The organism is Ruegeria sp. D7, from assembly GCF_056534355.1.
This window is the reverse complement of the sequence record NZ_JBQFPG010000016.1, coordinates 14057-40180: the sequence shown is the minus strand read 5'-3', so window position 1 is coordinate 40180 and position 26124 is coordinate 14057. Positions and strand designations below refer to the sequence as shown.

General features: G+C 56.8%; 25 protein-coding genes, 1 tRNA gene and 1 pseudogene. 14 read left to right on the top strand and 13 right to left on the bottom strand.

The genetic code is table 11. The features are described from left to right. Window positions 1–3 precede the first annotated feature (3 nt). The 9 genes from betC to ACRZ9U_RS18255 all read right to left on the bottom strand — a co-directional run bounded on the left by betC (window position 4) and on the right by ACRZ9U_RS18255 (window position 10137). Window positions 4–1530 (bottom strand): choline-sulfatase, encoded by a 1527-nt coding sequence (gene betC / locus ACRZ9U_RS18295; RefSeq protein WP_170408428.1) that lies wholly within the window; start codon window positions 1528–1530, stop codon window positions 4–6. Continuing rightward, window positions 1527–2648: a ring-hydroxylating oxygenase subunit alpha gene (locus tag ACRZ9U_RS18290; RefSeq protein ID WP_170408427.1), complete on the bottom strand. Its 1122-nt coding sequence runs from the start codon at window positions 2646–2648 to the stop codon at window positions 1527–1529. Before ACRZ9U_RS18290 ends, betC begins: the two co-directional genes overlap by 4 nt. A gap of 572 nt (window positions 2649–3220) precedes the next feature. Further along, window positions 3221–3415: a phage integrase central domain-containing protein gene (locus ACRZ9U_RS18285; protein WP_480902644.1), complete on the bottom strand. Its 195-nt coding sequence runs from the start codon at window positions 3413–3415 to the stop codon at window positions 3221–3223. Window positions 3416–3617: 202 nt separating this feature from the next. After that, on the bottom strand, window positions 3618–3815 hold the full coding sequence (locus tag ACRZ9U_RS18280; RefSeq protein WP_170408426.1) for an Arm DNA-binding domain-containing protein: 198 nt from the start codon (window positions 3813–3815) through the stop codon (window positions 3618–3620). Window positions 3816–4816: 1001 nt separating this feature from the next. Further along, window positions 4817–5794, bottom strand: a complete 978-nt coding sequence (locus tag ACRZ9U_RS18275) for an HpcH/HpaI aldolase/citrate lyase family protein (protein ID WP_170408425.1) — start codon at window positions 5792–5794, stop codon at window positions 4817–4819. 28 nt (window positions 5795–5822) lie between these two features. Next, a complete protein-coding gene (locus ACRZ9U_RS18270; RefSeq protein WP_170408467.1) occupies window positions 5823–6794 on the bottom strand; it encodes a 2-hydroxyacid dehydrogenase in 972 nt (323 codons plus the stop codon). Then, window positions 6794–7684 carry a succinate--CoA ligase subunit alpha gene (sucD, locus tag ACRZ9U_RS18265; protein ID WP_170408424.1) on the bottom strand — a complete coding sequence of 297 codons (891 nt, stop codon included), beginning with the start codon at window positions 7682–7684 and terminating at the stop codon, window positions 6794–6796. The genes ACRZ9U_RS18270 and sucD overlap by 1 nt, the downstream gene beginning before the upstream one ends. Continuing rightward, a complete protein-coding gene (locus tag ACRZ9U_RS18260) occupies window positions 7684–8880 on the bottom strand; it encodes a malate--CoA ligase subunit beta (protein WP_170396612.1) in 1197 nt (398 codons plus the stop codon). The genes sucD and ACRZ9U_RS18260 overlap by 1 nt, the downstream gene beginning before the upstream one ends. Window positions 8881–8895: 15 nt before the next feature. Then, window positions 8896–10137, bottom strand: a complete 1242-nt coding sequence (locus ACRZ9U_RS18255) for an alanine--glyoxylate aminotransferase family protein (protein WP_170408423.1) — start codon at window positions 10135–10137, stop codon at window positions 8896–8898. A 215-nt stretch (window positions 10138–10352) separates the two neighbouring features. Here ACRZ9U_RS18255 and ACRZ9U_RS18250 point away from each other — a divergent pair, with 215 nt between their 5' ends. Together ACRZ9U_RS18250 and ACRZ9U_RS18245 are read left to right on the top strand one after the other, a co-directional pair. Continuing rightward, on the top strand, window positions 10353–10988 hold the full coding sequence (locus tag ACRZ9U_RS18250; protein ID WP_480886248.1) for a LuxR C-terminal-related transcriptional regulator: 636 nt from the start codon (window positions 10353–10355) through the stop codon (window positions 10986–10988). Between the two features lie 337 nt (window positions 10989–11325). Next, window positions 11326–11604: pseudogene (locus tag ACRZ9U_RS18245) on the top strand (BCCT family transporter); the annotation flags it as partial. Here the strand turns inward: ACRZ9U_RS18245 and ACRZ9U_RS18240 are convergent. Continuing rightward, window positions 11593–11889: a DEAD/DEAH box helicase gene (locus ACRZ9U_RS18240; protein ID WP_480886249.1), complete on the bottom strand. Its 297-nt coding sequence runs from the start codon at window positions 11887–11889 to the stop codon at window positions 11593–11595. The pseudogene ACRZ9U_RS18245 and the gene ACRZ9U_RS18240 overlap by 12 nt on opposite strands. Window positions 11890–11959: 70 nt before the next feature. On the opposite strand from ACRZ9U_RS18240, the gene ACRZ9U_RS18235 reads away from it, so the two are divergent. From ACRZ9U_RS18235 to ACRZ9U_RS18215, 5 genes are all read left to right on the top strand, one after another. Then, entirely contained in the window at window positions 11960–12343 is a 384-nt protein-coding gene (locus tag ACRZ9U_RS18235; protein ID WP_170408422.1) for a DUF5681 domain-containing protein, read from the top strand. Next, window positions 12249–12725 (top strand): DUF5681 domain-containing protein, encoded by a 477-nt coding sequence (locus ACRZ9U_RS18230; protein WP_480761829.1) that lies wholly within the window; start codon window positions 12249–12251, stop codon window positions 12723–12725. Before ACRZ9U_RS18235 ends, ACRZ9U_RS18230 begins: the two co-directional genes overlap by 95 nt. 123 nt (window positions 12726–12848) lie before the next feature. Beyond that, a complete protein-coding gene (locus ACRZ9U_RS18225) occupies window positions 12849–13127 on the top strand; it encodes a DUF3489 domain-containing protein (protein WP_170408420.1) in 279 nt (92 codons plus the stop codon). Next, window positions 13091–13483: a DUF2924 domain-containing protein gene (locus ACRZ9U_RS18220; protein WP_170408419.1), complete on the top strand. Its 393-nt coding sequence runs from the start codon at window positions 13091–13093 to the stop codon at window positions 13481–13483. The genes ACRZ9U_RS18225 and ACRZ9U_RS18220 overlap by 37 nt, the downstream gene beginning before the upstream one ends. 2 nt (window positions 13484–13485) lie before the next feature. Further along, complete coding sequence (locus ACRZ9U_RS18215) at window positions 13486–15075, top strand: recombinase family protein (RefSeq protein WP_480886254.1); 1590 nt, start codon at window positions 13486–13488, stop codon at window positions 15073–15075. A 456-nt stretch (window positions 15076–15531) separates the two neighbouring features. Here ACRZ9U_RS18215 and ACRZ9U_RS18210 read toward each other — a convergent pair. Continuing rightward, window positions 15532–15621 (bottom strand) — tRNA-Ser (locus ACRZ9U_RS18210). A 334-nt stretch (window positions 15622–15955) separates the two neighbouring features. Here ACRZ9U_RS18210 and ACRZ9U_RS18205 point away from each other — a divergent pair. Together ACRZ9U_RS18205 and ACRZ9U_RS18200 are read left to right on the top strand one after the other, a co-directional pair. Next, window positions 15956–16882: a FecR family protein gene (locus ACRZ9U_RS18205; RefSeq protein WP_480902595.1), complete on the top strand. Its 927-nt coding sequence runs from the start codon at window positions 15956–15958 to the stop codon at window positions 16880–16882. A gap of 162 nt (window positions 16883–17044) precedes the next feature. Continuing rightward, window positions 17045–19165, top strand: coding sequence for a CHASE2 domain-containing protein (locus tag ACRZ9U_RS18200; RefSeq protein WP_480902592.1), 2121 nt, complete (start codon window positions 17045–17047; stop codon window positions 19163–19165). A 220-nt stretch (window positions 19166–19385) separates the two neighbouring features. On the opposite strand, the gene hemC is transcribed toward ACRZ9U_RS18200, so the two are convergent. After that, window positions 19386–20342, bottom strand: a complete 957-nt coding sequence (hemC, locus tag ACRZ9U_RS18195) for a hydroxymethylbilane synthase (RefSeq protein WP_170408417.1) — start codon at window positions 20340–20342, stop codon at window positions 19386–19388. Between the two features lie 107 nt (window positions 20343–20449). Between hemC and hemE the strand changes: the two genes are divergently transcribed. Next, entirely contained in the window at window positions 20450–21484 is a 1035-nt protein-coding gene (gene hemE, locus ACRZ9U_RS18190) for a uroporphyrinogen decarboxylase (RefSeq protein ID WP_170408416.1), read from the top strand. 58 nt (window positions 21485–21542) lie between these two features. Here the strand turns inward: hemE and ACRZ9U_RS18185 are convergent, their stop codons facing one another. Beyond that, window positions 21543–22637, bottom strand: coding sequence for a CaiB/BaiF CoA transferase family protein (locus tag ACRZ9U_RS18185; protein WP_170408415.1), 1095 nt, complete (start codon window positions 22635–22637; stop codon window positions 21543–21545). Between the two features lie 155 nt (window positions 22638–22792). Between ACRZ9U_RS18185 and ACRZ9U_RS18180 the strand changes: the two genes are divergently transcribed. From ACRZ9U_RS18180 to ACRZ9U_RS18165, 4 genes are all read left to right on the top strand, one after another. Beyond that, on the top strand, window positions 22793–23308 hold the full coding sequence (locus ACRZ9U_RS18180; RefSeq protein WP_170395597.1) for an SRPBCC family protein: 516 nt from the start codon (window positions 22793–22795) through the stop codon (window positions 23306–23308). 91 nt (window positions 23309–23399) lie between these two features. After that, on the top strand, window positions 23400–24329 hold the full coding sequence (locus ACRZ9U_RS18175; RefSeq protein WP_170395599.1) for an ABC transporter ATP-binding protein: 930 nt from the start codon (window positions 23400–23402) through the stop codon (window positions 24327–24329). Continuing rightward, window positions 24326–25087, top strand: a complete 762-nt coding sequence (locus ACRZ9U_RS18170) for an ABC transporter permease (RefSeq protein WP_170395601.1) — start codon at window positions 24326–24328, stop codon at window positions 25085–25087. Before ACRZ9U_RS18175 ends, ACRZ9U_RS18170 begins: the two co-directional genes overlap by 4 nt. 104 nt (window positions 25088–25191) lie before the next feature. Further along, the gene (locus ACRZ9U_RS18165) at window positions 25192–25989 is read left to right on the top strand and encodes a S49 family peptidase (protein ID WP_170408414.1); all 798 of its coding nucleotides are present in this window, start codon (window positions 25192–25194) and stop codon (window positions 25987–25989) included. Window positions 25990–26124: the final 135 nt, after the last annotated feature.

Sequence of the window (26124 nt, the reverse complement as noted above, 5' to 3'; positions counted from 1 at the left end):
GTTTCAATCCTTCAAAGGCGGAAAACGGTAGCGGCGTGCAGCCACTGTCCAATCCATATTGTTGCGTACATATTGCTGACTTGCATCGGACGGCGGGTTGTAGTCCCAAGGCTCGCTGGCACCGGCCTCCATCGCGGCATGTAATGCACGGCGCGATTTTTGCGTGGCGATTATCTTCTTTCGCAAAGCGCTGCCGTCCCACCGTTCGGCGACTTCGGCTGCAAAACGAGTTTTCGCGTCAGAGTAGCTTGGGTCCGAAGCTAAATTCTTCGTTTCCATCGGGTCAGCACTCAGGTCATAGAGCTGCGGTGGGTCGCTATCACAATGAATATATTTCAAGGGCCCGCGCCGGATCATGATCACAGGATAGCCCGTCATCTCGGCACAGTATTCTCCGATCGCCTCATCAACTGGATCATCTTCACCCCGAGCCAGAGGCATAAGGCTACGACCGTCGATCGGCTCTCCGATCATCGTCTCATCACCGCCACCGATGTCGATAAATGTCGGCAATAGATCAACCAGTGACACTGCATTTTGAGCGGCCCCAACAGCGATGCCTGGTCCGGCCATGACCAATGGAATTCGTGCTGAGTGCTCGAAGAAGTTCATTTTGTACCACAGCCCTCGTTCACCCAGCATGTCGCCATGGTCGGCTGTGACAATCACAATGGTGCTGTCCAACTCGCCCGTTTCTTCGAGGATTTGAACCAGCTCTCCGATTTTGCTGTCGAAGTAACTGACGTTTGCCAAGTAGGCATGGCGCGCGCGCAGGATTTCTTCCTCGGTCAGTGGCACATAAGACGCTTCGATCCCATCCAATAAACGTCGTGAAAAGGGGTCTTGATCCTCCAACGCGGGCACAAACGCGGGCAAGTCAATTTCATCATCCGTATACAGGTTCCACCATTCGGGCCGCGCAACGTAAGGATCATGCGGGTGAATGAAGCTTGCAACCATCGCAAAAGGCGCGTCATTGCCAAGCGCTTTGTCTCGGGCCGCATCGAACAGCCAGCGTTTGGCAGCAAAACCGACCTCGTCGTCATAGTCGATCTGGAAAGTCGCGTGGGCAACGCCGCTTTCCTTCACCGTTTGCATGTTGTGATACCACTTGTCGATCCGCTCGTCCGGGGCCTCCCAATCCGGGGTCCACGCGAAATCAGCAGGATAGATGTCGGTTGTCACACGATCCTCAAATCCATGCATCTGATCCGGCCCGACAAAATGCATCTTGCCTGCCAAACATGTACGATAGCCCAGCGATTTCAGATAATGCGCAAATGTCGGCACCGAAGCCTTGAACTCGGATGCATTGTCGTAAGCTGCGATGCGACTGATGTGCTGACCCGACATAAAGGAAAACCGTGAAGGCGCACAGAGAGGGGAATTGCAGTAAGCTGCATCGAAGCGCATGCCGCGCGCGGCCAACGCGTCAAGATGTGGCGTCTTGGCGACCTTATGCCCGTACGCCCCTGTGAAATGCGGAGCCAATTGGTCCGCCATGACCACAAGGATGTTTGGCCGCGTCACGTGGCACCTTTTGCGTAAGCGTCCAAGACTAAGCCATGGAAGTGATGAACGGCGTGCTCGGACTTGCCGGACCCGTCCGGGTCATTGACGATCCGACCTTGGGTGAACGCAGGTGTATTCATCCCGCGCTGCACACTTTCGACAAGGCTGATATCTTCGACCTGAAGAACTTCGTCCAGATAGCGAATTGCGTCCAACTCCATCGCGTCGGGTTCCGGCGTCTCAAGGAAGAAGTCGTAAGTTTCAAGCGTCCGATCTGGCCCAACAGGTATGATGTTCAACACGATCATGCTGGACCGTCCGGGATATCGCATCAGGCAAGTGGTGGGATAGAGCCACCAAACCGCGTGAGTTTTCACCGTGGCGTTCGAGACGTCATAGGCGGTATTTGGACTGTTGCCTGCGTCAGCCATATGGCTGGAGTAGATGCCGTAGGTTGTAACCTTGTAGGTATCCATATCCACGAGGTCACAAAAATCCTTATGGGCCGTAGGGCAATGATAGCACTCAAGGAAATTGTCCACGACGTTCTTCCAATTCGACTTGATGTCGTAGGTCAGACGGTGGCCAAAAGTGAGTTGATCCACATCCGGCGCCCAATGGCGCACCTCGGCTTCCAGGTTTCCGGATTGCTCTGACAAAGAGGCAGCCGTCGGATCCAAATTGACAAAAACAAAACCGCAGAATTCTTCAACCTGCACTTCGTCGAGGCAAATCTCATCCTTGTTGAAGTCTTCGAGGTTTTCAGTATGTGGCGCACGCGCCAATTGCCCGTCAAGCTTATAGACCCAGGCGTGATAGGGGCACATAATCCGTGTGGTATTGCCTTCGCCTGATAGCAGTTCATGGGCACGGTGTTTACAGACGTTGTAAAAGGCGCGAAGCTTACCCTCTTTGTCACGCACGACCGCAATAGGCTGACCGGCAACATCCACCGTTACATATGATCCCGGCTCACGCGTCTTTTCGACATGACACACCCATTGCCAACTCTTGGAGAGAATCGAGCGAAGGTCAGCGTCAAACCACTTATCCTGTGTGTATGCCGAAGCCTGTAACGAGCTAGAACGTGATGGATCGACGTGATAGCCCAAGGAAATTGTTTCTGAACCGGTCATGCTGTCTCTCCCAGGTATCGCTAACCCTATTTAAAGTTAAATCAGAGATTGTACATAATTCGCCATCACTTCGGAATATTTCGCCGCTCAATTAATTTTCGAGAATACCCTGTTGATCAAACGAGCGCTGGATTTAACTGACAGGCAACTGCTCCGCCGTGCCAGTACCCGTTTAGCGGTCATTGGTGCGCATTGCAGCAATCGGTAAACTGGGCTCGAATTGGTCGTTCTCTGCTGTATGTGTTATTGACTGGTCGGTGCCCATATCTGACGTTTAGCATCGACTTTCCATTTCCATAAGGCGATGGAAAACGAGGCTATTTGGACCGTCTGCAAACCTCTTGGCCCTGACCACTATGTCACTCGCGGTACGACATAGTGGAACTTCAAATATCTCCCGCGATTTCATGTGAACGTCTGGGATCGTCCACCAGACAATGTGTCACAGAACTCGTTCCACCGAGCTTCGAACTGCACCGGATCGCACGCCTGTTGCGATTCTCTAGTAAAGATCGAGTGCCCTGATCTCATCCCTTTTCCTGAGGGCTTAGAAATTCTCTGTCGCCTCAAGCCTAGTGGCAGCTTCGAAGTGTTTCACTTTCGGCGAGTCGTGTTTTGCTGTCTTTTAAGACGTCGGCGACCGGGTTTCTGTCTGATTTGATTCCGGTTCCCAGTGCGTAGTCAATCACTACTCTAATCTTTTTTCGCACTCGACGCGCCATTTCATGTTTTGCTTTCCAGATTGAGTTAAGAACGGCGAAAAAAATCTGATCGCGAAATCAAGTGAACCGGCTTTTTCCCAACAACGGGTGACGTGTAGATGTTCAGTGTGTTAAACTGATGGTCAACCTGCTTGCCGTTACTGCTTTTCGGAATGATACATCCTTTGTGAACGCGAGTGGCAAGCTCATCGAATGTGATAAAGACCTTCGCTACAGCTTCCTTTTGCTCAACGGGATCGCCACTGCCTCATGCCAATCTTCGGTATTCCTCGGCTTTTGATCTTGCTTCTTCGACGCAGACCATCGACGCGGATCGCAGACCAAAGTCACTGCGCCGCTCTTGCACTACGATGCGCAATAGCCATCGTTTTGCACCTTTTGGATCTACCACTAAGTAGAGGCCGCCTCCGACTATGTGGCAGTCCAGAGCGGCTTTCTCGACCACACGCTGTGTCAGTCGACGTTCGACGTATCGACCCTTTGCATTGCAGCTTTGTCCCGAATTTCGGTTACCAGATATCCACCCCGCAATTTACACCAAATTACGGGGATCAGAACAGGGATATTGAGCGCAGAAAAAAAGTGTCTGATTTCAATGACACAACGGTGCGCTGGCGCCGTTTTAACATTCCGAAAGTGGGTAATGGCGGAGACGAAGAGAGTTTATGCAAATCGATAAGATCTAATAAATAATGTATAACATAAACATCTTAGAAGCCCTTGGTCATTTCCACCGAAGAAGCTATGCGGGATTTAATGGGAGATAAATCAGGTAGCTAAATTCGAACACTTGGGACTAAAAAAGTAGTCGACGTTCAAACGGCATGGCTCCAACGCCAACTGACGTTAGTCATCCTTTTGGAATTTGCTTGAAGTACCTTTGCATTTATAAGCTGTGAATATGGTCCCTCTCGCGGTGCGGTCTGATCGATTGCTGTAATTCGCCCGATAAGGCTCGTATGCGCCACACAACACATCTTCGCTGCGGTTGCAGTCCTAGTTGTTCTTTAGCGGCGGCTACGCGCAGGAAGCGGACTTTGCAAACTTTTCCGGACGGACTAAATCGGAAGTACAATCCTAGTCAGATTGGCTGCAGCGCTGCCTCACCAAACCGGCCATTCGCCGCGCGCTACAGCAAGTTTGACTTAAGTGATTGGTCAGAGCCAGATACGGCGAGCCCGGGCAACGCAGGAAAATCTCGAGACGCTCGACGTCAGCGTATTTGGCTCAATAGGGGCAAATGGTAACGCGCCGTCGGCGGATGGTTTTGTCTGACCGAGTCGAAAAATACTGTTTTCAAATAGCGTTGTGAATGTCAGGGATTGGGTGCTACAGATCTGGTACAATTCCGAATAGATGATCGACGTAATCCGCGGGTGTTGCCTGCCCCGGACCAACCGGGGCAAGGGAGTATCCGTCTACTGGTTACGCCAGTTCGGGCTAAAATCAGGCAGCCGCGATCTGGCGAGCCTTTTCGACCATGACCTCCGCCTGGCGGATCGAGGCATAGTCGATCAGACGACCATCCAGCGACACTGCACCTTTGCCTGCGGTCTCGGCCTCGGCCATAGCAACAAGGATACGCTGCGCCTTGGTGACTTCGGCATCGCTGGGTGACATGACCTCGTTCGCCAGAGCGATCTGGCTGGGATGGATGGCCCATTTGCCTTCGCAGCCCAACACCGCCGCCCTTTTGGCAGCTGCCTTATAGCCTTCAGGATCCTGGAAATCACCGAACGGACCATCAATCGGACGCAGACCGTTGGCACGGGCGGCGACAACCATACGGGCGAGCGCGTAGTGCCACATATCGCCCCAATGGGTCGCGCGCGCAGCATCGCCATCCGGGTCAGTCAGAACCGAATAGTCGGGGTTCACGCCACCAATGATCGTGGTTCGCGCGCGGGTCGAGGCTGCATAGTCCGCCACACCGAAGTGCAGGCTCTCATTGCGGTTCGAGGCCGCCGCGATTTCGCTGACATTCTGCATGCCCAGAGCGGTCTCGATGATATGCTCGAACCCGATGCGTTTCTTGTAACCCATCGCGTCTTCGATCTGCGTGACCATCATATCGACGGCATAGACATCTGCTGCTGTGCCGACCTTGGGGATCATGATCAGGTCCAGCCGCTCACCGGCTTGTTCGACTACATCCACAACGTCGCGATACATGTAATGCGTATCCAGCCCGTTGATGCGCACCGACATTGTCTTGCTGCCCCAGTCGATATCGTTCAGGGCTTGAATGATGTTCTTGCGGGCCTGCTCTTTTTCATCCGGGGCTACCGCGTCTTCGAGATCTAGGAAGATCACGTCCACATCCGATTTCGCGGCTTTTTCGAACATGCCGGGCTGGCTGCCCGGCACGGCGAGTTCGCTGCGGTTCAGGCGCGCGGGGGCCTGTTCGATGGCATAAAAGCTCATGGGTTTTGCTCCTTTGAAGAAGGGTGCGTCAGATCACGCGGTCACGGGGTGGGCGACCAGCGAAGAAGTCGCCCAGATTGTCCAGCACGCGAAAGCCCATGGCTTCGCGCGATTCTTTTGTTGCGCTGCCCAGATGCGGCAGCATCACGAGGTTGTCGCATTGCAGCAGGTCGGGGCTGATGCGTGGCTCGCCGTCGAACACATCCAGCGCGGCGCCGCCGATCGTGTCGAACATCAGCGACTGTACCAAAGCGCGCTCGTCCACCACCTCGCCGCGCGCGGTGTTGATCAGGAAGGCGTCGGGCTTCATCAGGTCCAGCCTGCGTCCGTTGATCAGGTGCCGGTTCGCAGCCCCGCCGGGGCAATGCAGCGAGACAAAGTCGCAATGCGGCAGCAGATCATCCACCGTTTCGACTTGGGTCGCATCGAACTGCTTCAGCACGTCGGGCGACACGGCGCTGCGGTTCTGGACAAGAATTTTCATGCCAAACCCGTGATGGGCGCGACGGGCCATTTCCTGACCGATGCGGCCAAAGCCGATGATGCCCAGCGTCTTGCCGCTGACCTTGGTGCCGACCAAATGGGTCGGACGCCAGCCGGTCCAGCCGCCTGCGCGCAGCTCGCGCTCGCCCTCACCGGCGCGACGGGCGACCATCAGAAGCAGGGTCATGGCCAGATCGGCGGTGCATTCAGACAGAACATCGGGCGTGTTGGTGACCGTCATACCCAGATCACGGGCCGCCGGTTCACAGATATGACTGTACCCGACGCCGTAATTGGCCAAAATCTTGGTCTGAGCTGCGGCCACGTCCAGCGCCTCGGCGCTAAGCGTGTCGGTGACGGTGGGCAGAACCGCGTCGTATGTCTTCAACGCGTCGCGGAGTTCCGCCGGAGACATCGGAATGTCCCCGGTATTCAGCACGGCGTTGTAGTTTTCGGCCAGTTGCGCCTCGACGGCGGCAGGCCAGCGACGGGTGACAAGGACCGAAGGTTTGACCATCACGCGGCCTTTCCCATGACACGGGCGATAGTCTCGCCGATCACCGCGGGGTTTTCAGCAACCGTTACACCAGCCGCTGACAGGATTTCCACCTTCTCGCTGGCGCTTTCGCCAAAGGCCGAGATGATCGCCCCAGCATGGCCCATGGTCCGGCCCTTGGGCGCGGTCAGACCCGCGACATAGGCCACAACAGGCTTGGTGACGTGGTCACGGATATATTCTGCAGCCTCGGCTTCCTGAGGGCCACCGATCTCGCCGATCATAGCTATGACCTCGGTGTCTTCGTCCTGTTCGAACCGCTCAAGGATATCGCGGAAGGACGAGCCGTTGATTGGATCGCCGCCAATGCCGACGCTGGTTGAGACACCGATGCCGCGCTCTTTCAACTGCGCCGCAGCCTCATAACCCAGCGTGCCCGAGCGTCCGATGATCCCCACAGTGCCCGGCAGGTAGATATGTCCCGGCATGATGCCCAGCAGCGCCTTGCCGGGGCTGATGGTACCGGCACAGTTCGGACCGGTCAGCACCAGGCGCTTGTCCTTAGGATAGCGGTACATGTAGCGTTTTACGCGGATCATGTCCTGCGCGGGGATGCCGTCTGTGATGCAGACGCAATAGCGAATACCGGCATCTGCGGCCTCCATGATCGAATCCGCCGCAAACGGCGGAGGCACGAAGACAAGGCTAGCCTCGGCGCCAGTGGCCTCAACCGCCTGTTTGACGGTGTCGAATACGGGTACGCCTTCGACGGTCTCTCCGCCTTTGCCGGGAACAACGCCGCCAACGACGTTGGTGCCATATTGCACCATATCCTTGGTATGCAGGCGCGCCATGCGTCCGGTGATGCCCTGAACGATAACGCGGGTGTCGCGGTCCAGAAGAATGCTCATTACACAGCCCTCATCTTGGTGTTTTGGGACAGATCGTTGCGCCATGCACCCACAGCGCGTTCAGCGGCTTCCATAAGGGTTGTCGCGCGGATGATTGGCAGGCCCGATTTGGCCAGGATCTTCTGACCTTCCTCGACATTGGTGCCCGCCAGACGCACGATGACCGGCAGGTCGATTTCCAACTCGCGCAGCGCCTGCACTACGCCCTCGGCCACCCAGTCACAGCGGTTAATGCCTGCGAAGATATTGACCAGCACCGCCTGAACGTTGTCATCGGACAGTACCAGTCGGAACGCTTTGGCCACCCGCTCGGGCGAGGCACCGCCACCGATGTCCAGAAAGTTCGCAGGTTCACCGCCAGCCAGCTTGATGGTGTCCATCGTGGCCATGGCCAAACCGGCACCGTTCACGATACAGCCGATATTGCCGTCCAGTCCGACATAAGACAGTCCGCGATCCGCCGCGCGGCTTTCGCGCGGGTCTTCCTGACTTTTGTCGCGCAATTCAGCAACCTGCGGATGGCGAAACAGGGCATTGTCGTCAAAGCTCATCTTCGCGTCCAACGCCAGCACACGGTCGTCACCAGTGATGACCAGCGGGTTGATCTCGACCATAGTCGCGTCCAGCTCGCTGAACGCAGCATAGCAACCCTGCAGGGTACGGACCATGTGCTGAATTAGGCGAGGTTCCAGCCCCAGATTAAACGCTATTTCGCGGGCCTGAAACTCCTGCAATCCAACGGCAGGTTCAACGATTGAGCGGACGATACTGTCGGGGCGCTCAGATGAGATTTCTTCGATCTCCATCCCACCTTCCGAAGAGGCCACGATCATCACCCGCTGACTGGACCGATCCAGCACAAAGCCCAGATAAATCTCGCGATCAATCGGTACGGCGGCCTCCACATAGACGCGGTAAATGCCTTTGCCCTCGGGGCCGGTCTGGTGCGTCACCAGCTTGCGGCCAAACATCTCGTCACAAGCCTCGTATATTTCGCTTTCCGAGTTGCACAGCTTTACACCACCGGCCTTTCCACGCCCGCCGGCATGGACTTGCGCCTTAATGACCCACTTGTCACCACCCAACTCACGCGCGCGATATGCCGCTTGCTCGGGGCTGTAGGCCAAAGCCCCCGAAGGGACCTCGACGCCGAAATTCGAAAGAAGTTCTTTCGCCTGATATTCATGGATATCCATCTGCATTCCCTCCCGTTATGCAGCGATAGATGTGCCGTAGCGACTTTCCAAAAGTGCTTCGATGGCTTCGAAATCAACTGAGCCGCCCATCTCGCGGATGGCCTGGGCGAACAGCCTGACGATGCGACTGACCGATTGGTGGGTTAGCTGGTTCAGGATGCCGATACGGACTTGAACCGGGGCGCTGAGCGTGGGCCAGATGCCAAAGCCACGGGCGCGGCAGTTCTGTACCAACTCCATCTCACGACCCGCCAGCTCTGCGGGCAGGTTCAGCACCACAAGGCTGGGCATGTCCGATGTGACTTGGCAACCCATCGCGGTGACGGCGTCGCGCAGGACGGCCTCATGCGTGCGATAGGAATGCGCACGTTTGGCCAATCCCTCCTGCAAAGTCAGGCGTAGCGATTCATGGAAGGCGGCGACCGCATAGCCCGAATGGGTACGGTGATAGGTGCCCTTTTCCACGTTTTGCCCGTCAACGATGCCCCAGTGGCGTGCTTCGAAAATCGGGTTGTGGACGTATGTATAGGCGCCGGAGGTCTTCAGCGCGTCGATATAGGCGTCGGTGAAGCTGACCGGCGCATAGGTCAGCGGTAGGCAGCACAGCCCTTTTTGCGGGCACGAGGCCCATCCCGCGACACCCGGATAGTCATCGATGCGGAAATCCGCGATACCCAACGACGATACGGCATCGATCAAACCCATCACATCGTGGCGTTCACAGGCATCCGAGAAGCCACGCAGGTCGTTGACCCGACCTGACCCGGTTTCCCAATGCGCCATGAAGGCCCACTTCGGTTTGTGCGTGGCCAACACCTCTTCGACCATCTCGCCTGTGACGGGCTGGCCGTGGGGAATTTCAATAACGGCGACACTCGCGGCTTGTGGGTCCAGAGGGTTGGTCGCGTGCTCTTCCGGTGTTGCAGCCTTGATCCGCAGAGTCATCGCATCGATGCCCGAGAAGGTGCCATTGGTGAATGCCACAACCTTGTCACCCGGCATCACCGCCGAGAACATGGTGTCCAGCCCACTCCATCCGGTGCCAGCAACCGCGAAGGTATGGGTGTTGGCGGTGCCCCAGATCTGACGCAGCATGTGCTTGCATTCGATCATGCCACGCAGCACGTCGCTCTGCATGTGGTCGGCAACGCCGGCGCTGGCAAACGCCTGCAAAACACGTGCGTCGGTGTTTCCCGGTCCTGGGCCAGCGGCCAGCGTCTCGGGGATGTCGAGCGTTGGATAAATCTGAAACGTCATGTGCTCCTCCTGTGCGTCGGGTGTGTTCGATACCGCCGATCGCCTTGACCCAGAGGAAAACTGAAACTTGCGCCGGGGCACAACGTAACTTACTACAGCTTTAGCATATCTTGTTAGGTGGGTATTAACCTACCCATTTTGGTAAATATGCCAATGTATACTGAAAGCATCCCCACCAAAATGGGTAGGTTTAGATAAAATCAGACGGGAAAACAATGTCCGACACATCTCAACGCCCCATTGATGTCATGCTGGCCAACAACAACCCTTTGGTGCTGTCGGCCATGTCCGAGATCTTCGAGCGCGACCCGCGATTCTCTCTGGTGGCCACTTCAGCGACCGCCGAGGGATTTCTGGGCACAGTCATGCGGGTGCCGGTTCAGGTGGGGATCGTGTCCTGGGAACTTCCTGCTTTGGGCGCGGCAAAACTGATTGAGGTTCTGCGCGAGCAGACCAACGCGCCACGCTTTGTGGTCTATGGGGACGAGGCTGGGGACGTACCGCGTCAGGCTATGCAGGCCGGGGCCGCAGGGTTCGCGCCGCGTTCGGGCGAGGTCGAAGGCTTGCTGGAAACCTGTGTCGATGTCGCTAAGGGCAAAATGGTATTTCCCTATATCGACGTGCGCAAAATGCATCAAAACCCGTTGCAGACTCTGTCGCGCAAGGAACTCGCTATCCTTGAGGCACTGGCGCAGGGCATGTCTAACAAGGAATTGTCGAAAGAGCTGCAGATTTCGACCAACACGGTAAAGTTCCATCTGTCGAACATATACGACAAGCTGTCGATCAAGAACCGCGCGCAGGCGATTGCCTTCTATTACGCTTCAAAACTGGACAACGTAAACTCGTGAACTGCGAAGCTCAGATAGTCGGAGATTTCTAGAAAGAAGCGTCCGCAGGTTTTGTGATACTGGCGACATTCTCGCGCGTTAGGGCTGCAGCCTGCAGAAATACCAAATAGCCATTGCAATACCCGTTGAAACCAAGATAACCCGCGAAACAGATTCCCGTCTGCAACCCCCTCTTGATTGAGGCGGCGATCTCGTGCTCAGGCTGCTGTCGGCGGTTATACCGCGTTGAGTTCTCAAATCCATGATTGTGATACCCCGCACCTTCGGCTCTTAGGATTAGAGCAGTCAGGATGTGAAGCTGAGTCCCGGCTGAGAGATGTGCATATTCGTTGGTGCTAGCGGGATCGGTGTCGGGATGTTGACATGGGCTGTTGCGGAACCCGTCGCGCACTTCAAGAACAACCCATCGGTTGTTCAGGGCGTGACAACGGCCCTTGACGCGGACAATGTGCGCACGGCTTATGTCTGGTCCTATCTGCATTGGGGTCTGGGCGCTTGGGCGTGCTATGCGATTGCCGGCCTTGCGCTGGCGTTTTTCAGCTATCGCCGCGGGCTTCCCCTAACGATCCGCTCGTCTCTGACGCCATTATTCGGCAAGGCTCTGTCAGGTATTCTTCGGGCTCTTCATCAGCCCCGGTGATCTGAAGTATGGGGCGCGCCCGGTCACGAGCTTGAATTCCGCCGCCCACTGTTTGACGACCGCTTTTCGCGGGGCGATCACGATGACCCGATCGATCAGATCCGCATTGAGCAAACGCTGTGCGATGACCGAGGCGCAGATGGTCTTGCCCGCGCCCGGCGCCGCGTTGATCAAAAAATGCCGATCTTCGCCGGCCTGGAGCCAGTCCATTGCTTTGTTGGCGCAGGCAGCCTGCCACGGTCTGAGATTAATCGTCGTCATTGCTTGCGCCTTTCTTCAGATTGCAGGTGGCGCAAGCCGGGGCCGATGATGCGAATTTGGAGGCTGCCGAATGACAGACGAAAACACATCTGCGGTCGGCTACATGAACCCGCCCGAACATACCCGCTTCAAAAAGGGTAAGTCGGGCAATCCCCGTGGTCGCCCGCGCAAGCGGGAAGACCTGAACACAGTTCTGAACCGAGTCCTCAATCGCAAGGTGCGGGTCAAAGAAAACGACCAGAAATTGCCGATCCGGGATGCACTGATGTGGAAGCTGCGCGATCTGGCACTGAATGGTGACAAGCAAGCAATGGCTCTGCAGCGACGCATCATCGACGAGTCAGGTATCGCCGATCCCAATGCCTATTCGCCGGAGGAAGAGAAAAAGAAGATCCTCCGCGCCGTCAAGCGGATCGCCGAACACAGGAAGCAGAAAGAAAAAGACAATGAGTAACGACAAGAAAGTAGGCTACGCCAACCCTCCTGAGTCCACGCGGTGGCAGAAGGGTCAATCCGGGAATCCTAAGGGTCGGCCGAAGACGAAGTCCGAATTCATGATGGACGCTGCACAGATTCTGACCCAGCCCGTCGACGCCCGCGCGCCAGACGGCACGACTGTTCGTTTGGACGGTATTGAAGCCGCCTATCTTGCGCTCTGCCGCAAAGGTCTCAAAGGGCACAAACCGTCACTGCTTGAAGCGATCCGGATCATGTTGGAAGTAGGCCCAGCCGTGCAAGCGAAAGAGGAAGAGCAGAAAAACAAGCGGCAGGAATTGGTGGAACGGCTGGAGCGCATGGGCGTGAAAATTCCAGAAGACTCCAAATTGCGCGGTTAGCGCAAATCCGTACTGGACTTCAGCGCGGACACGAGCGTCACTGCTCCCACGCCCGGTTGGACCCCGGGCGCATCTCGGTACCAGGGCCGGCATCCCGCAGGCCCGGAAAAACGAGGAACAAGAATGTCCAAGTCCAAATCAACCCCTTCGCGCGTGAGCAAGACTGCAATCCTGCGTAAATTGCGGAGCCGCAAGGCCGGCACAGATCTTGCCGCCCTTCAGTCCGCAACCGGCTGGCAGCCCCATTCGGTCCGGGCGGCGCTGAGCGGGCTCAGGAAGGCGGGGTATCGCATCGACCGCGCGGAACCCACCAAGCCCGGCACTGGCGCCATCTACCGCATCACCAACGGCCCGGAGAGCTCTCCGTGGCCGAGATCGAAACCTTGGACCGGGCGGCGCTGATCGCCGCCTGGAAAGAGGTCTTCGGCACCCCTGCCCCGAAACTCCTCAGCAGTCCCTTCCTGCGCCGGTTCCTGGCCGTCGAAGTGCAGACCCACGAGCGTGGCGGGTTGCCAAAAGACTTTGTCACAAGGCTCGCCAAGGCTGCACGGGACATTCCGTCTGCCACAAGCCCCGCGCTCAAACCCGGCGGCCGTCTGATCCGCGAATGGATTGGCGCGACCCATGTGGTCGATGTCGTCGAGGGCGGCTTTCTCTGGAAAGGTCAGCGCTATGCGTCGCTGTCGCCGATCGCCCGCGCCATCACCGGGGCCCGATGGTCCGGGCCCCGCTTCTTCGGTCTGAAGCGGGCGGGTTGACCGTGAGCAAGCCGCGAATCCGATGCGCCATCTACACGCGTAAATCCTCCGACGAGGGGCTCGACCAGGACTTCAATTCGCTCGATGCCCAGCACGAGGCGTGTGCCGCATACATCGCCAGCCAGCGGCACGAAGGCTGGGTTGCGGGCAAGTCCCGATATGACGATGGCGGCATCTCCGGTGGCACGCTCGACCGGCCCGGCCTTCAGCGCCTGCTGGCAGACATCGACGCGGGGCTCGTTCAGATGGTTGTAGTCTACAAGATTGATCGTCTGACCCGATCCCTTGCCGACTTTGCCAAGCTGGTCGAGCGCTTCGATGCCGCCGGTTGTTCCTTTGTCTCGGTTACCCAAGCCTTCAACACCGCCTCGTCGATGGGCTGGCTGACGCTCAACGTTCTGTTGTCCTTTGCCCAATTTGAGCGTGAGGTGACGGCCGAGCGGATCCGGGACAAGATCGCGGCCTCCAAGAAGAAGGGTCTTTGGATGGGCGGCGTGCCGCCGCTCGGATACGATCCGCATGCCGATCCCAAGATCCGCGGCCTCGTCATCAACGCAGACGAAGCTGAAACAGTGCGGACGATCTTCGCCCTCTACGAGGACCTCGGCTGCCTGAATGCTGTCATGCGTCGCGCCAATGAGTTGGGCCTGCGCTCCAAGCTGCACCGTTTCAAGTCCGGGCGGGTCCAGGGCGGTAATACACTCTCGCGCGGCCAGATCTATGCGGCTCTGCGCAACCCGATCTACATCGGAAAGATCCGCCACAAGACCAAAGTCTGGGATGGACAGCATGAGCCGATCGTAAGCGAGGCGGTTTGGGAACGGGTCCAGGAAAAACTGGAGACTGCCAGTGCGCGCCCGCGGAGTCGAAAGACCGCTGCCAAGCAACTCAGTACCAGGCCCACTGCACCGCTCACCGGGAAACTCCGTGATGAAACCGGAGATCGACTGACCCCGACGCACACCCATCGTCATGGACGGCAGATCCGGTACTACGTCTCAAACCGGCTGATTTCTGGGGGGACGGAGCCGCGAGGCTGGCGATTGCCTGCAAACGCCCTGGAGCATGCTGTGGCGAACGCCATTGCAGGGCGCATCAGCAAGCTCGCCCAGGACCATCGGATTTGCACACGACCAGATCTGCAACGTGACGGCGCCATACTGGCAAAAGCGCGTCGACTCGCCAGTCGGCTCTCAGAGGGTACACCCGATCTTCTGCAGAAGATTTTGGACGATGAGCAGATCACGAAAAACGGCATTGTCTTGCGACTTAATACGGATTGCCTAGCCAAGGCGTTGGAAATGCAGCCCAATGAGATGGACGGTGCAGTTCGGATGATCGAGGCTCCCTTCGAACTTCGGCGACGCGGTGTCGAAGGAAAGATCGTCATCGGCGACCGCGAGCCTCAACCAGATCGTACGCTCCTTCGCGCTCTTTCCCGCGCGCATGTCTGGGCAGCCGAATTGCGCGACGGCAGGCTCCTTAGAGAGATCGCCGTGGCGACGGGGCATGCAGAATCCTACATTCGCACCCGATCGCAGCTGGCGTTCCTGTCGCCCGCGATCCAGAGCGCAATCCTCGAGGGGCGCTAGCCGACGAACCTGACCCTCGAACGGTTCATCCGAAAACCACTGCCACTGGACTGGGATGCCCAGGCCCGATTGTTCGGCTTCAAAGGCGGTCAGAGACTTCCCTGATCTGGATGTGGCGTTCCCTGTTTCTCCTAAGAATTTCCCTGATAATCGCGAAAATGTTCCCTGTTATCTTGCGCAGGGAAATCTTGTGCAACGCACTGATAACACGTGATGATTCAGAAGCCAAAATCAGCCAAAAGGCCCAAATCTGAAGTATTTCCCAATTAACTCCCTGTTAGCAGGGAATTTTGGCCCTAACCGAAGCGCATGATGGTGCCTCCAGAGAAGTTACGAGGAAATCGCGCCAGCTTATGGGATCATGGTCGTCTCTCTGGCAGATGGCATAGCCCAAGCGCCCGGGAAAACGGGAGAAAACAGGGAAAGAAGGACTGCGCAGGCAGAGATAGGGGTGGGTGGCGGAGACGAAGGGATTCGAACCCTCGAGACGGTTTCCCGCCTACTCCCTTAGCAGGGGAGCGCCTTCGACCACTCGGCCACGTCTCCGCTGGCCGGTATATCCTTGCCTGTCATCCAGATACAAGGCGATTTTCTATGTCTGGAAAATTTTTCTGAATACCGATGATCAAACCCACAAGAAGGAGCGCTGGGGCTACCGAAAGCAGGGGTGCGAAACCCCCGAAATGCTGAAAAACATGCAAAACCTTGCCAACTCCACCTGTTCTGGCGCATATTTGTCTAGTTTTAAGGCTCTAATAACTATTCAGATTTAGCTTTCTGAGGCGACAGATATCGGGCGTGGGGTGTTTGGCACCCTGGTAGGTACCTTTTGGGGGAAGGGGACTTGGGTTTGGCCTGGTTGAAATTGTTTTGTGTTTTCTTGGTTCTAGCGACGCTGCCTGCGTCGGCCATCGCATCAATCGGAAAAGTGCTCAGTGCTAAACCGGGCGCGGATATTATCCGGGCCGGTAAAAAGATACGCTTGCGTGAAGGGATGGATGTTGTTTCAGGCGATACTATTTCGACCGACAGATCAGGCGTGGTTCAATTGGTGTTTGTAGATGAAACCAAGATCGCGGTTGGTCCGAACGCGCGAATGATCCTGGATGTCTCGATGCTGCGAGGCAATCGGAAGGCAAAAAACTTCACCGTGCAGGCGCTGGGCGGCAGTTTCCGTTTCATTTCGGGCAAAAGCAGAAAGCGCGCTTATTCGATCAAAACGCCCGATGCCACCATGGCCGTGCGGGGAACGACATTTGACATGTGGATTACATCCGGCAGCCAAAGCGCGATGCTGGTTATCGAGGGCACCGTTCAGATGTGCGGCCGACGCGGGTCATGCCGGTCGGCAAGCCGACAGTGCAGTCTCTTTGCGACCGGTTCGGGCGGTCAGGTGGGGCGCCCGATAGATCAGGAGCAGTATGACAAAGCGCTAAAAGGTGGTTTCCCCTTCATACGCTCGCAAACGCAACTGCTGCCACCGTTTCGGGTGAGTGCCGAAGGGTGTTCGGGCAGACAGGCTCAGGCCCCAAAGATTGAATCTGAAAGGCCAGAGCGGCGCGAAGCGCGGCGGCAAACGGAACAAGGTCGTTCTGAGGTGTCGGCGGCCCGCGAAAGCGGGCGATCCGAAGCGCCAGACCGGGCCTCAGCCAGCGCCGAAGGGCGTTCCGGGACATCAGCGCGCGCAGGAGTAAGCGCCTCGGGTGAAACGAGAACATCCGTAAACGCATCCAGTGGAAATATCGGTGGATCGGGTGTCAGGGCAACGGCGACGGCAGGTAACGCTTCAGCGATAGCTGGTTGGTAGCATCAGGTTACATATATTTTCATGTTCCCCTGCGCCTGGAAGGTGAACGTGGTGGGTAAGATAAGAGACAAAATTGGGCGTCGATTAGTATTCAGGCTTGTAGGCTTGGGGCTGATCTTGATGGGCTGCTTCATTAGGGTCGCGGATCCGTATCCCGTTCAAATGTCCAGATTGATTTACTTCGATATCCTGCAGCGGATTTCACCACGGGCCTACAACCCAGATCTGCCGGTCCGCGTAGTAGATATTGATGAAAGGTCTCTGGCAGAATGGGGCCAATGGCCATGGCCTCGTACCCTGTTGGGTCAGATGGTCGAACGATTGGGCGAATACGGTGCCGCTGCGATTGCCTTTGATATGCTGTTTGCCGAGCCCGACCGATACTCTCCGATGCGACTGTTGCAAGACCCGACCTTGTCCGGACTATTGCAGGTGGATCAGGCCGCGATCGATCTGGACAATGACGTCAGATTTGGGGACGAAGTTGCGAAATGGCCAGTGGTTCTGGGTGTGGCAGCCCGGCAAACCGATAGCGGTACGGCCATTGTACCGAAGGCGGGGTTAGTTGAAATCGGAGAGAACCCCGCAGCTGGCCTTGTCAGCGTTGCCCACTGGACCTCTCTGGCGCCGCCATTGGGGGAAGAAGCGGCCGGGATCGGGGGTGTTAATGTTTCGCCCCAAGGAAGTTTGGGTGTGGTGCGACGGGTCCCTGTGCTTTGGTCCGGGCCCAACGGTGTATTACCTGCGCTTGGGGTTGAAGCCCTGCGGGTGGCCATGGGCGAATCCGTTTATTTTGCCGAAGGATCGCAGGACGAGATCGGCATCATGCTTGAGGTTGGTCTGGGTGATTTTGTGCTGCCGACCACCGAGAATGGCGAGATCTGGGTGCGTTACAGGCGGGACAATCCTGGCCTCTATCTGTCGGCCGATGATGTCATGCGCAGCGGTAGTGATCCAACGCTTCAGTCAGAGATAGAAGGACGGATCATTCTGGTCGGCACCTCTGCGGCGGGCTTGTTCGATATACGCGAAACGGCACTGGGTGAATCTGTTCCCGGTGTTTCGATCCACGCCCAGATTATCGAACAGATCATCCTTGGCGATGTGCTGAGCAGATCGGATGTTACCTCTGCACTTGAGCTGCTGGCGTTCGTGATCCTGGGCGTCGTTGTCACAGTGGTCATGTCCAACTATGGGGCGGTCGCTTCTTTTGCTGCAGGCGGTGTGGCCGCATCGGCCGTGATTGCCATCAGTTGGTTGGCGTTCCAGAACCAGTCGGTTCTGTTTGATGCGACCTTCCCTTTGGCAGGAGGTATGGCCAATTTCGGGCTTCTGGCCGGGTACCTCTTTGTTTCGACCGAGCGGGAGAAGCGGGTGATCCGCCAGACTTTCTCGCATTATGTCGCACCGGAAATCCTCGATGAGATGGAGGCCAACGGGCATCAGCTGCAATTGGGAGGTGAATCTCAGGAGATCACGGTGATGTTTTCGGACATTCGGGGCTTCACGCCATTGTCCGAGTCTGTATCAGCCACCGATCTGGTGGCCTTGCTGAATGCGCTGTTCTCAGAGATCGGGGATCAGATTCTGGTCGAGCGTGGAACGATCGACAAGTTCATCGGCGATGCGGTTATGGCTTTTTGGAATGCACCGCTGCCCGTGGATGATCACCCGTGCCGCGCTGCTTTGGCCGCGCTGAAGATGCGCGGCGCGTTAGATAAGTTCAACACTTTGCCCATCATGCGCGGGCGTCCTCCCATCGCTCTGGCGACAGGCTGCGCAACCGGAGCCGCCTGCGTAGGCAATATCGGCTCGCGGCGCCGGTTCAATTATACAGTAATCGGAGATGTGGTGAATGTGGCAGCGCGGATCGAACAAAACTGCCGACATGTGGATTATGATATTCTGGTCTCAGACTCTATTCGCCGTGTCACCAATTCTGATCTTGCGCTGCTAGAGGCGGGCTTCGTGGATTTGAAAGGCAAAAGCGAGCCAGAGCCTGTTTATGTACTGGTCGGAGATCGAGAAGTTGCAGGCAGTGCATCGTTTCAAAAGCTGCAGACCGCACACATAGGTCTACTAGAGGCGATACGCGCACGGAAATCACAGACCGTAGTCGCTGGGTTGTGCAAGGAATGTGCCAAGCATGCGATGGCGGTTGAGCCAGGTTTGGCATCATTCTATCGCGCGCTACCGGGGCGCATGGCGGATTTCCGATCAGAGGTGCTTCATGCGCGGCCGGTGTTTATTCATCATCATGGTCTGCGTGAAGGTGCAGAGTAAGTACTTCGCCATATGCTTTGGAAAAGAGAACGGGGCGCTGTTGAAAATCAACTGCGCCCCGCCGGAAGTATCAATCTCGCCCCCTCGAATACCATCTAAAACAACACGGGCTAAAACTTTCGATATATTCGAGATCGACCTTCTATCCCTATATTTAACGAATTCGGCGGGGTAGACAGTGAAGAAGTTCACATTACCCTGAAATTGTTTAAATTTTTTCTTAGCGCCAGTCGAAAAAACCTGGTCCGGCCTGTTTCAGCAGAGAGGCGGCCATTGTCTGACCCAGTTTTGCGCCATCTTCGAGCGCCCCGGTGGCTTCTTCGCTGATCGCCTCGGAACCGTCCGGGCGCAGAACTTCTCCACGCAGATGCAGTTGGCCATCTTGGACTTGTGCCAGACCGGCGATCGGTGTTTCGCATGAGCCATCCAGCCCGGCCAGCAGGCTGCGTTCAGCCGCAAGGCGTTGGCTTGTTTCGACATGATGAATCGCCGCCAGCATCTCGGCGGTGCGGTTATCGTCGCTGCGCCGTTCAATGCCGATGGTGCCCTGCGCAATGGCAGGTAGCATGTCATCAGGTGATATGGCAGTCGCGGGGACGTCTTTCATATCCAAGCGGCGCAATCCGGCCATGGCCAAAAAGGTACAATCGGCCACGCCATCGGCCAGCTTCTTCAGGCGAGTCTGAACATTGCCGCGAAACTCGACCACATTCAGATCGGGCCGCCGGTTCAGCAACTGTGCCCGACGGCGCAGCGAAGACGTCCCGACAACCGCGCCTTCGGGCAAGTCGTGAATCGAACTCAGCGTCGGAGAGATAAAGGCATCGCGCACGTCTTCACGCGGCAGAAAAGTATCCAGCACCAGCCCATCAGGCTGTTCGACCGGCATGTCCTTGGTCGAATGCACGGCGACATCAATCTCGCCCTTCAGCATCGCCTCTTCGATTTCCTTGGTGAACAGACCCTTGTTGCCAATCTCTTTCAGCGGTCGGTCCGCATCGATCATCGCGCGGTTGTCGCCGGTGGTCTTGATCACCACGATCTCGAACGCATCTTCTGGAAGGTCGAAAGCGGCACCAAGCCTCTGACGGGTTTCATAAGCCTGCGCCAGCGCCAGCGGTGATCCACGGGTGCCGATTTTCAGAGGCGATGCGGGGGTAGGCAATGTAAGACTCATGCGCACAGCTTTAGTCGCGTCACATTGCCCTGACAATGGGGGCAGAGCTTGACAAATTGCCACTGAGGGCCGACGCGTTGCACCAAACCGGAACACTGGGGGCACGAATGGCCGAGACAAAGAAATTGCTACGGGCGCTGGCGGGGGAAGTGCAGGATGTGCCGCCGATCTGGATGATGCGACAGGCTGGGAGGTATTTGCCTGAATATCGTGCAACGCGCGCACAGGCCGGAGATTTCCTGTCTCTTTGCTATAACCCCGAGCTTGCCGCCGAAGTCACCCTTCAGCCTATTCGCCGCTACGGCTTTGATGCCGCGATCCTGTTTGCTGATATCCTGCTTCTGCCGCAGGCGCTGGGTGCGGATTTGTGGTTTGTCACCGGCGAAGGTCCTCGCCTTTCGACAATTACACGGCAGTCGGAGTTTGATGCGCTGAAGCCCGTTGATGCAATTCATGAGACGCTTTCTCCGGTGTATGAAACCGTGCGTATTCTTTCGCGTGAGCTTCCTTCTGAGACAACTCTGATCGGATTTGCAGGCGCGCCCTGGACAGTGGCTACCTACATGATCGCCGGACGGGGCACCCCGGATCAGGGGCCAGCCCATGCGCTGCGCGAAGAAAACACTGCGCTGTTCGAGGCGCTGTTGGATCGGATCACGGCCGCGACAATTGAATACCTGTCTGCCCAAATCGAGGCAGGGGCCGAGGTTGTCAAAATATTTGATAGTTGGGCGGGATCATTGAAGGGCGAAGCGTTTCAGAAATACGCCGTTGAACCCTGTCGCGTGATTACTGCTGCCATAATGGCACGCCATCCGGGCATTCCCGTCATCGGTTTCCCACGCGAAGCGGATCAGGGTTACATCGGTTTCGCCAAGGCCACCGGTGTGGATTGTGTCGCGCTGGACAATTCTGTGTCGCCCGAATGGGCTGCTGCGAATGTGCAAGTCGATGGGTGTGTACAGGGCAATCTGGCTTCATCGCATATGGTGACAGGCGGGCAAGCGCTTGTCGATGAGACGCGGCGGATTGTCGAAGCCTTCTCAAAAGGACCGCATATCTTCAATTTGGGTCATGGTATTACGCCAGATGCGGACCCTGAGAACGTTCAATTGATGATCGATACGGTGCGCGGGCGGTAAGCCTGGCGTGGGGGCCAGCCCCCTCTTGGCCTGCGGCCAATTCACCCCCGAGGTATCTTTAGCCAGATGAAGCGGGAGGAAGTTCGTTCAAAATCTCATTTGTATGCTCTCCGCGTTTGGGGCTGGGCCGCGGTTGCCAGTTGTAGGTTGAGAATCTAGGAGCGGCTGCGGCTTGACGTGTTTCGTCGTGGTCGACCCATGTTTGGCGAGCCGAATTCATGGGGTGATCTCGTGCTTCTTGTGGACTTAGGACTGGGGCAACGCAGGCGTCCGTGCCTTGAAACAGCGCCGCCCATTCGTCGCGCGGCTTCTCGGCAAAGATTTTGCTCAACCGCTTCGTCAGGTTGGGCCACGTCGCATGGTTATTTTGCTGAGCGAATTCCGCGTCATCGCTGAGCCCGAGGATGTCCAGGAAGTGAGCATAGAATTTTGGCTCCAGACACTGAACTGAGATGAAGCCGCCATCTGCGCAGGCGTAGGTTCGGCTCCAATGCGGTCCGTCAAGCAGGCTTTGACCCCGGGTGTCGGACAGGTTGCCGGTTTGGCGCAGGCTCATCAGCAAATTCATCATGTGTGCCGAGCCATCGTAGATGGCGGCGTCCACCACAGTGCCTTTGCCTGTGCTCCGGGCATTCAGAAGCCCGGCGAGCAGACCTGCAACCAGATACATCGCACCACCGCCGATATCCCCGACAAGTGTTGCGGGCGTCAAAGGCGGTTGGCCGGGCAGCGACGCGTAGGATAAAGCCCCTGAAAGGCCGATATAGTTGAGATCATGGCCCGCTGTCTCAGAAAGTGGGCTATGCTGCCCCCAGCCTGTCATTCGGCCATAGACCAGCTTTGGGTTCAGGTAATGACAGTCTTCCGGCCCCAGCCCCAGCTTTTCCATCACGCCGGGGCGAAAACCCTCGATCAGCGCATCAGCCGTTGCGATCAGCCGTTTTGCAACGCTAAGGTCCTGCGGGTTTTTGAGGTCCAGCGCTATTGATCGTTTGCCGCGATCCAGCAGCGAACGTTCAGGCATACCCGGAGTGACGGCGGACCCTTTGCGATGGATGGTGATGACATCGGCGCCCATATCCGCCAGCAGCATGGCCGCGAAGGGGGCTGGGCCCAGCCCTTCGACTTCGATGATGCGTATGCCGTGCAGCATGTCTTCCTCCTGCGGCGCAGGGTTTCTGTTGGGCGGAGCGAATGCAAGCGAAGAATCCCGATCCCGTGCTTTGGTTTGTGCAAACTGGTTGCCTGCATCGATGTTTCAGGGCTAGGTCTTTGTGGTCTGCCGAAGGATTAAAAAGAGGTTGAGAGATGCAGTTAAGCGATACCCGTGAAATTCAGGCGCCGCCTGCCGCCGTTTACGCTGCGTTGCTGGACCCTGAAGTATTAAAAGCCTGCATCAGCGGCGCGCAGGAGATTACCGGTGATCCAACCGAGGGGTATAATGCGACCGTGGTGCAAAAGGTTGGCCCTGTGAAGGCGACTTTCAAAGGCACAGTGACCATGTCCGACATGATTGAGCCCGAACGCCTGACCATCGCTGGTGAGGGCAAGGGGGGCGCTGCAGGCTTTGCCAAGGGAAGCGCTGATGTAACCTTCGCGCCCAGCGAGGCTGGTGGCACCCTTCTGACCTACGAGGTCGAGGCTAAGGTGGGTGGCAAACTGGCTCAGCTGGGCAGCCGCCTGATTGATGGGTTTGCCAAGAAGATGGCCGATCAGTTTTTCGCCAATCTTCAAGAATATTTCGAAGGTCCGCCACCGCAAGAAGACGCTGCCGAAGAAGAGACCAAGTCAGGCTGGCTAGGTCGCCTGACGGGACGAGACTGAACCCTGCGCACACGCGCATGGCACTGTGCGGAATTGGACTGTTCGACGATGGTCCGTCACGATAGGTTGCGGGGTCAGAACGAGGGTACGCATGACGACCATATTGTCGATCCGGGATTTGCGGAAGTCTTATGCCGATGGGTTTGAGGCGCTGAAAGGTGTGTCTCTGGACATTGAAGAAGGTGAGATTCTAGCGCTGTTGGGCCCCAATGGGGCGGGTAAAACAACGCTGATCTCGACTGTGTGCGGTATTACCACGCCGACTTCGGGCTCGGTCACCGTAGGTGGCCATGACATCCAGACCGAGTATCGCGCAGCCCGCAAGATGATTGGGCTGGTGCCGCAGGAAATCGCGCTGGAACCGTTCGAGAAGGTCTGGAACACTGTCCGCTTTTCGCGCGGGCTGTTCGGTCATAGCGGAGACAACGCCAGGATCGAGGAAATCCTGCGCAAGCTGTCCCTATGGGACAAACGCCGTAACGCAATCAAGGAACTATCCGGAGGCATGAAGCGACGTGTGCTGATCGCGAAAGCCTTGGCGCATGAGCCAAGGGTGCTGTTTCTGGATGAACCCACCGCCGGCGTAGATGTCGAGCTACGTAAGGACATGTGGGAGATCGTGGCCGAATTGAAGCAGGCTGGTGTCACCATCATCCTGACCACTCACTACATCGAGGAAGCCGAGGCAATCGCCGACCGTGTGGGTGTCATCGACAAGGGTGAGCTTTTGCTCGTGCAGGACAAAGACACATTAATGGCGCAGATGGGCAAAAAGCAGATTGAGGTCATGTTGACCGAGCCCATTTTATCCGTTCCCGACGTTCTGTCCGATCATCAACTGACGCTCAACGGTGCAGGCGATGCGCTGATCTATACTTACGACACCAATGCCGAGCGCACGGGCATCACCACTCTTCTCAATGATGTTGCACAGGCCGGTTTAGTGCTGCGTGATGTGCAGACGCGGCAATCGAGCCTTGAAGAGATTTTCGTCAACCTCGTGTCCGGAGAACCCGCATGAACTGGTCCGCTATTACTGCCATCTACCGGTTTGAAATGGCCCGATTCTTTCGCACACTGGCGCAGAGTTTTTTGTCTCCGGTCCTGTCGACCTCGCTTTATTTCGTGGTGTTTGGCACTGCCATCGGCAGTCGCATTCAAGAGATCGAAGGCGTGTCCTACGGGGCCTTCATTGTGCCGGGTCTGATCATGTTGTCCGTAGTGATGCTATCAATCTCGAACGCGTCCTTTGGCATCTACTTCCCCAAATTCTTGGGTACGATTTATGAGTTACTTTCAGCCCCCATCAATTTCATCGAGATTGTGATTGGCTATGTGGGCGCGGCCGCAACTAAGGCACTGTTTGTAGGTCTTGTCATTCTGGCCACTGCGACGTTCTTTGTGGACATTCGCATTGAACACCCGTTTGCTATGGCGGCTTTCCTGATCCTGTCCTGCCTCAGCTTTTCCTTGCTGGGTTTCATCGTGGGTATCTGGGCGGGTAATTTTGAACAGATGTCGCTTGTCCCCCAGCTTGTTGTGACGCCCCTGATTTTTCTGGGTGGGACGTTTTACTCGATCTCGATGCTACCTCCGCTTTGGCAGACGATCACTCTGTTCAACCCCGTGGTTTATCTGATTTCCGGGTTCCGCTGGTCATTCTATGGTATCGCAGATGTCCCGATATTTTGGAGCCTTCTGGCCATACTGGCCTTCACCGGAATATGCCTCGCGATCATTGGCTGGATCTTCAAAACCGGTTGGCGCATCCGCAGCTAGGGCGTTGCATTTTTGCCCATCAGGTGTGTGAAATTGGTTCACGTCGCGTTTATGGCGCTTCGGGTCTCTTGTTTACGGCTCCGGCGCGCTCTACATCGGCTTCCATGAAACTCAGCCTGCCCTTCATGAAAAAGCCGCCACTTGTGGCCGTTGTTCGCCTGTCCGGTGCCATTGGAATGGCCGGGCGAGGGTCGATGAACGCGACCGCTCTGGCACCGGTGTTGGAGAAAGCCTTTCGCAAGGGCAAGCCCGCTGCGGTCGCGCTGGAGATCAATTCGCCGGGCGGCTCCCCCGTTCAAAGCTCATTAATCGGTGCGCGTATCCAACAGCTGGCGGAAGAGCTTAAGATCCCTGTCTACGCCTTCGTCGAAGACGTGGCGGCTTCGGGTGGATATTGGTTGGCGGTTTCAGCGGATGAGATTTGGGCCGATGACAGTTCGGTTCTGGGGTCGATCGGCGTGATATCGTCGGGATTTGGCGCGCATGTTTTTCTGGCACGTCAGGGCTTTGAACGGCGCGTACATACTGCGGGTCAGTCGAAATCAATGCTCGACCCGTTTGCTCCGGAAAAGAAAGAAGACATTGCACGGCTCAAAGTGCTGCTGGGCGATATCCACGAGAATTTCATAACCCATGTGAAATCTCGCCGGGACGGCAAGCTGGACAGCAGCGCTGATCTGTTCAACGGCGAGGTCTGGCTGGCCCGTCGCGCGCAACAGCTGGGCCTGATCGATGGTATTGCCCATCTGAAGCCCAAGATGCAGGAGAAGTTTGGCGACAAAGTCAGGTTCCGCCGCTATGGCCTGCGCAAACCGATCTGGTCGCGCTTCGGCGCTACGCTGGCGCAGAATGCCATAGCCGGTATTGAGGAGCGCGCTGCCTACGCGCGTTTCGGGTTGTAGAGTGATCATCAAAGCAGTCACCTTGTTCCTGATCGCCATGGGCGTTCTGGCGATGTTCGGCAAGCTACGCTTTCCTGGACAGAAACGATTGAGTTCTGCGAAATGTCCGCGTTGTGGGCGGTTTAGGATCGGCAA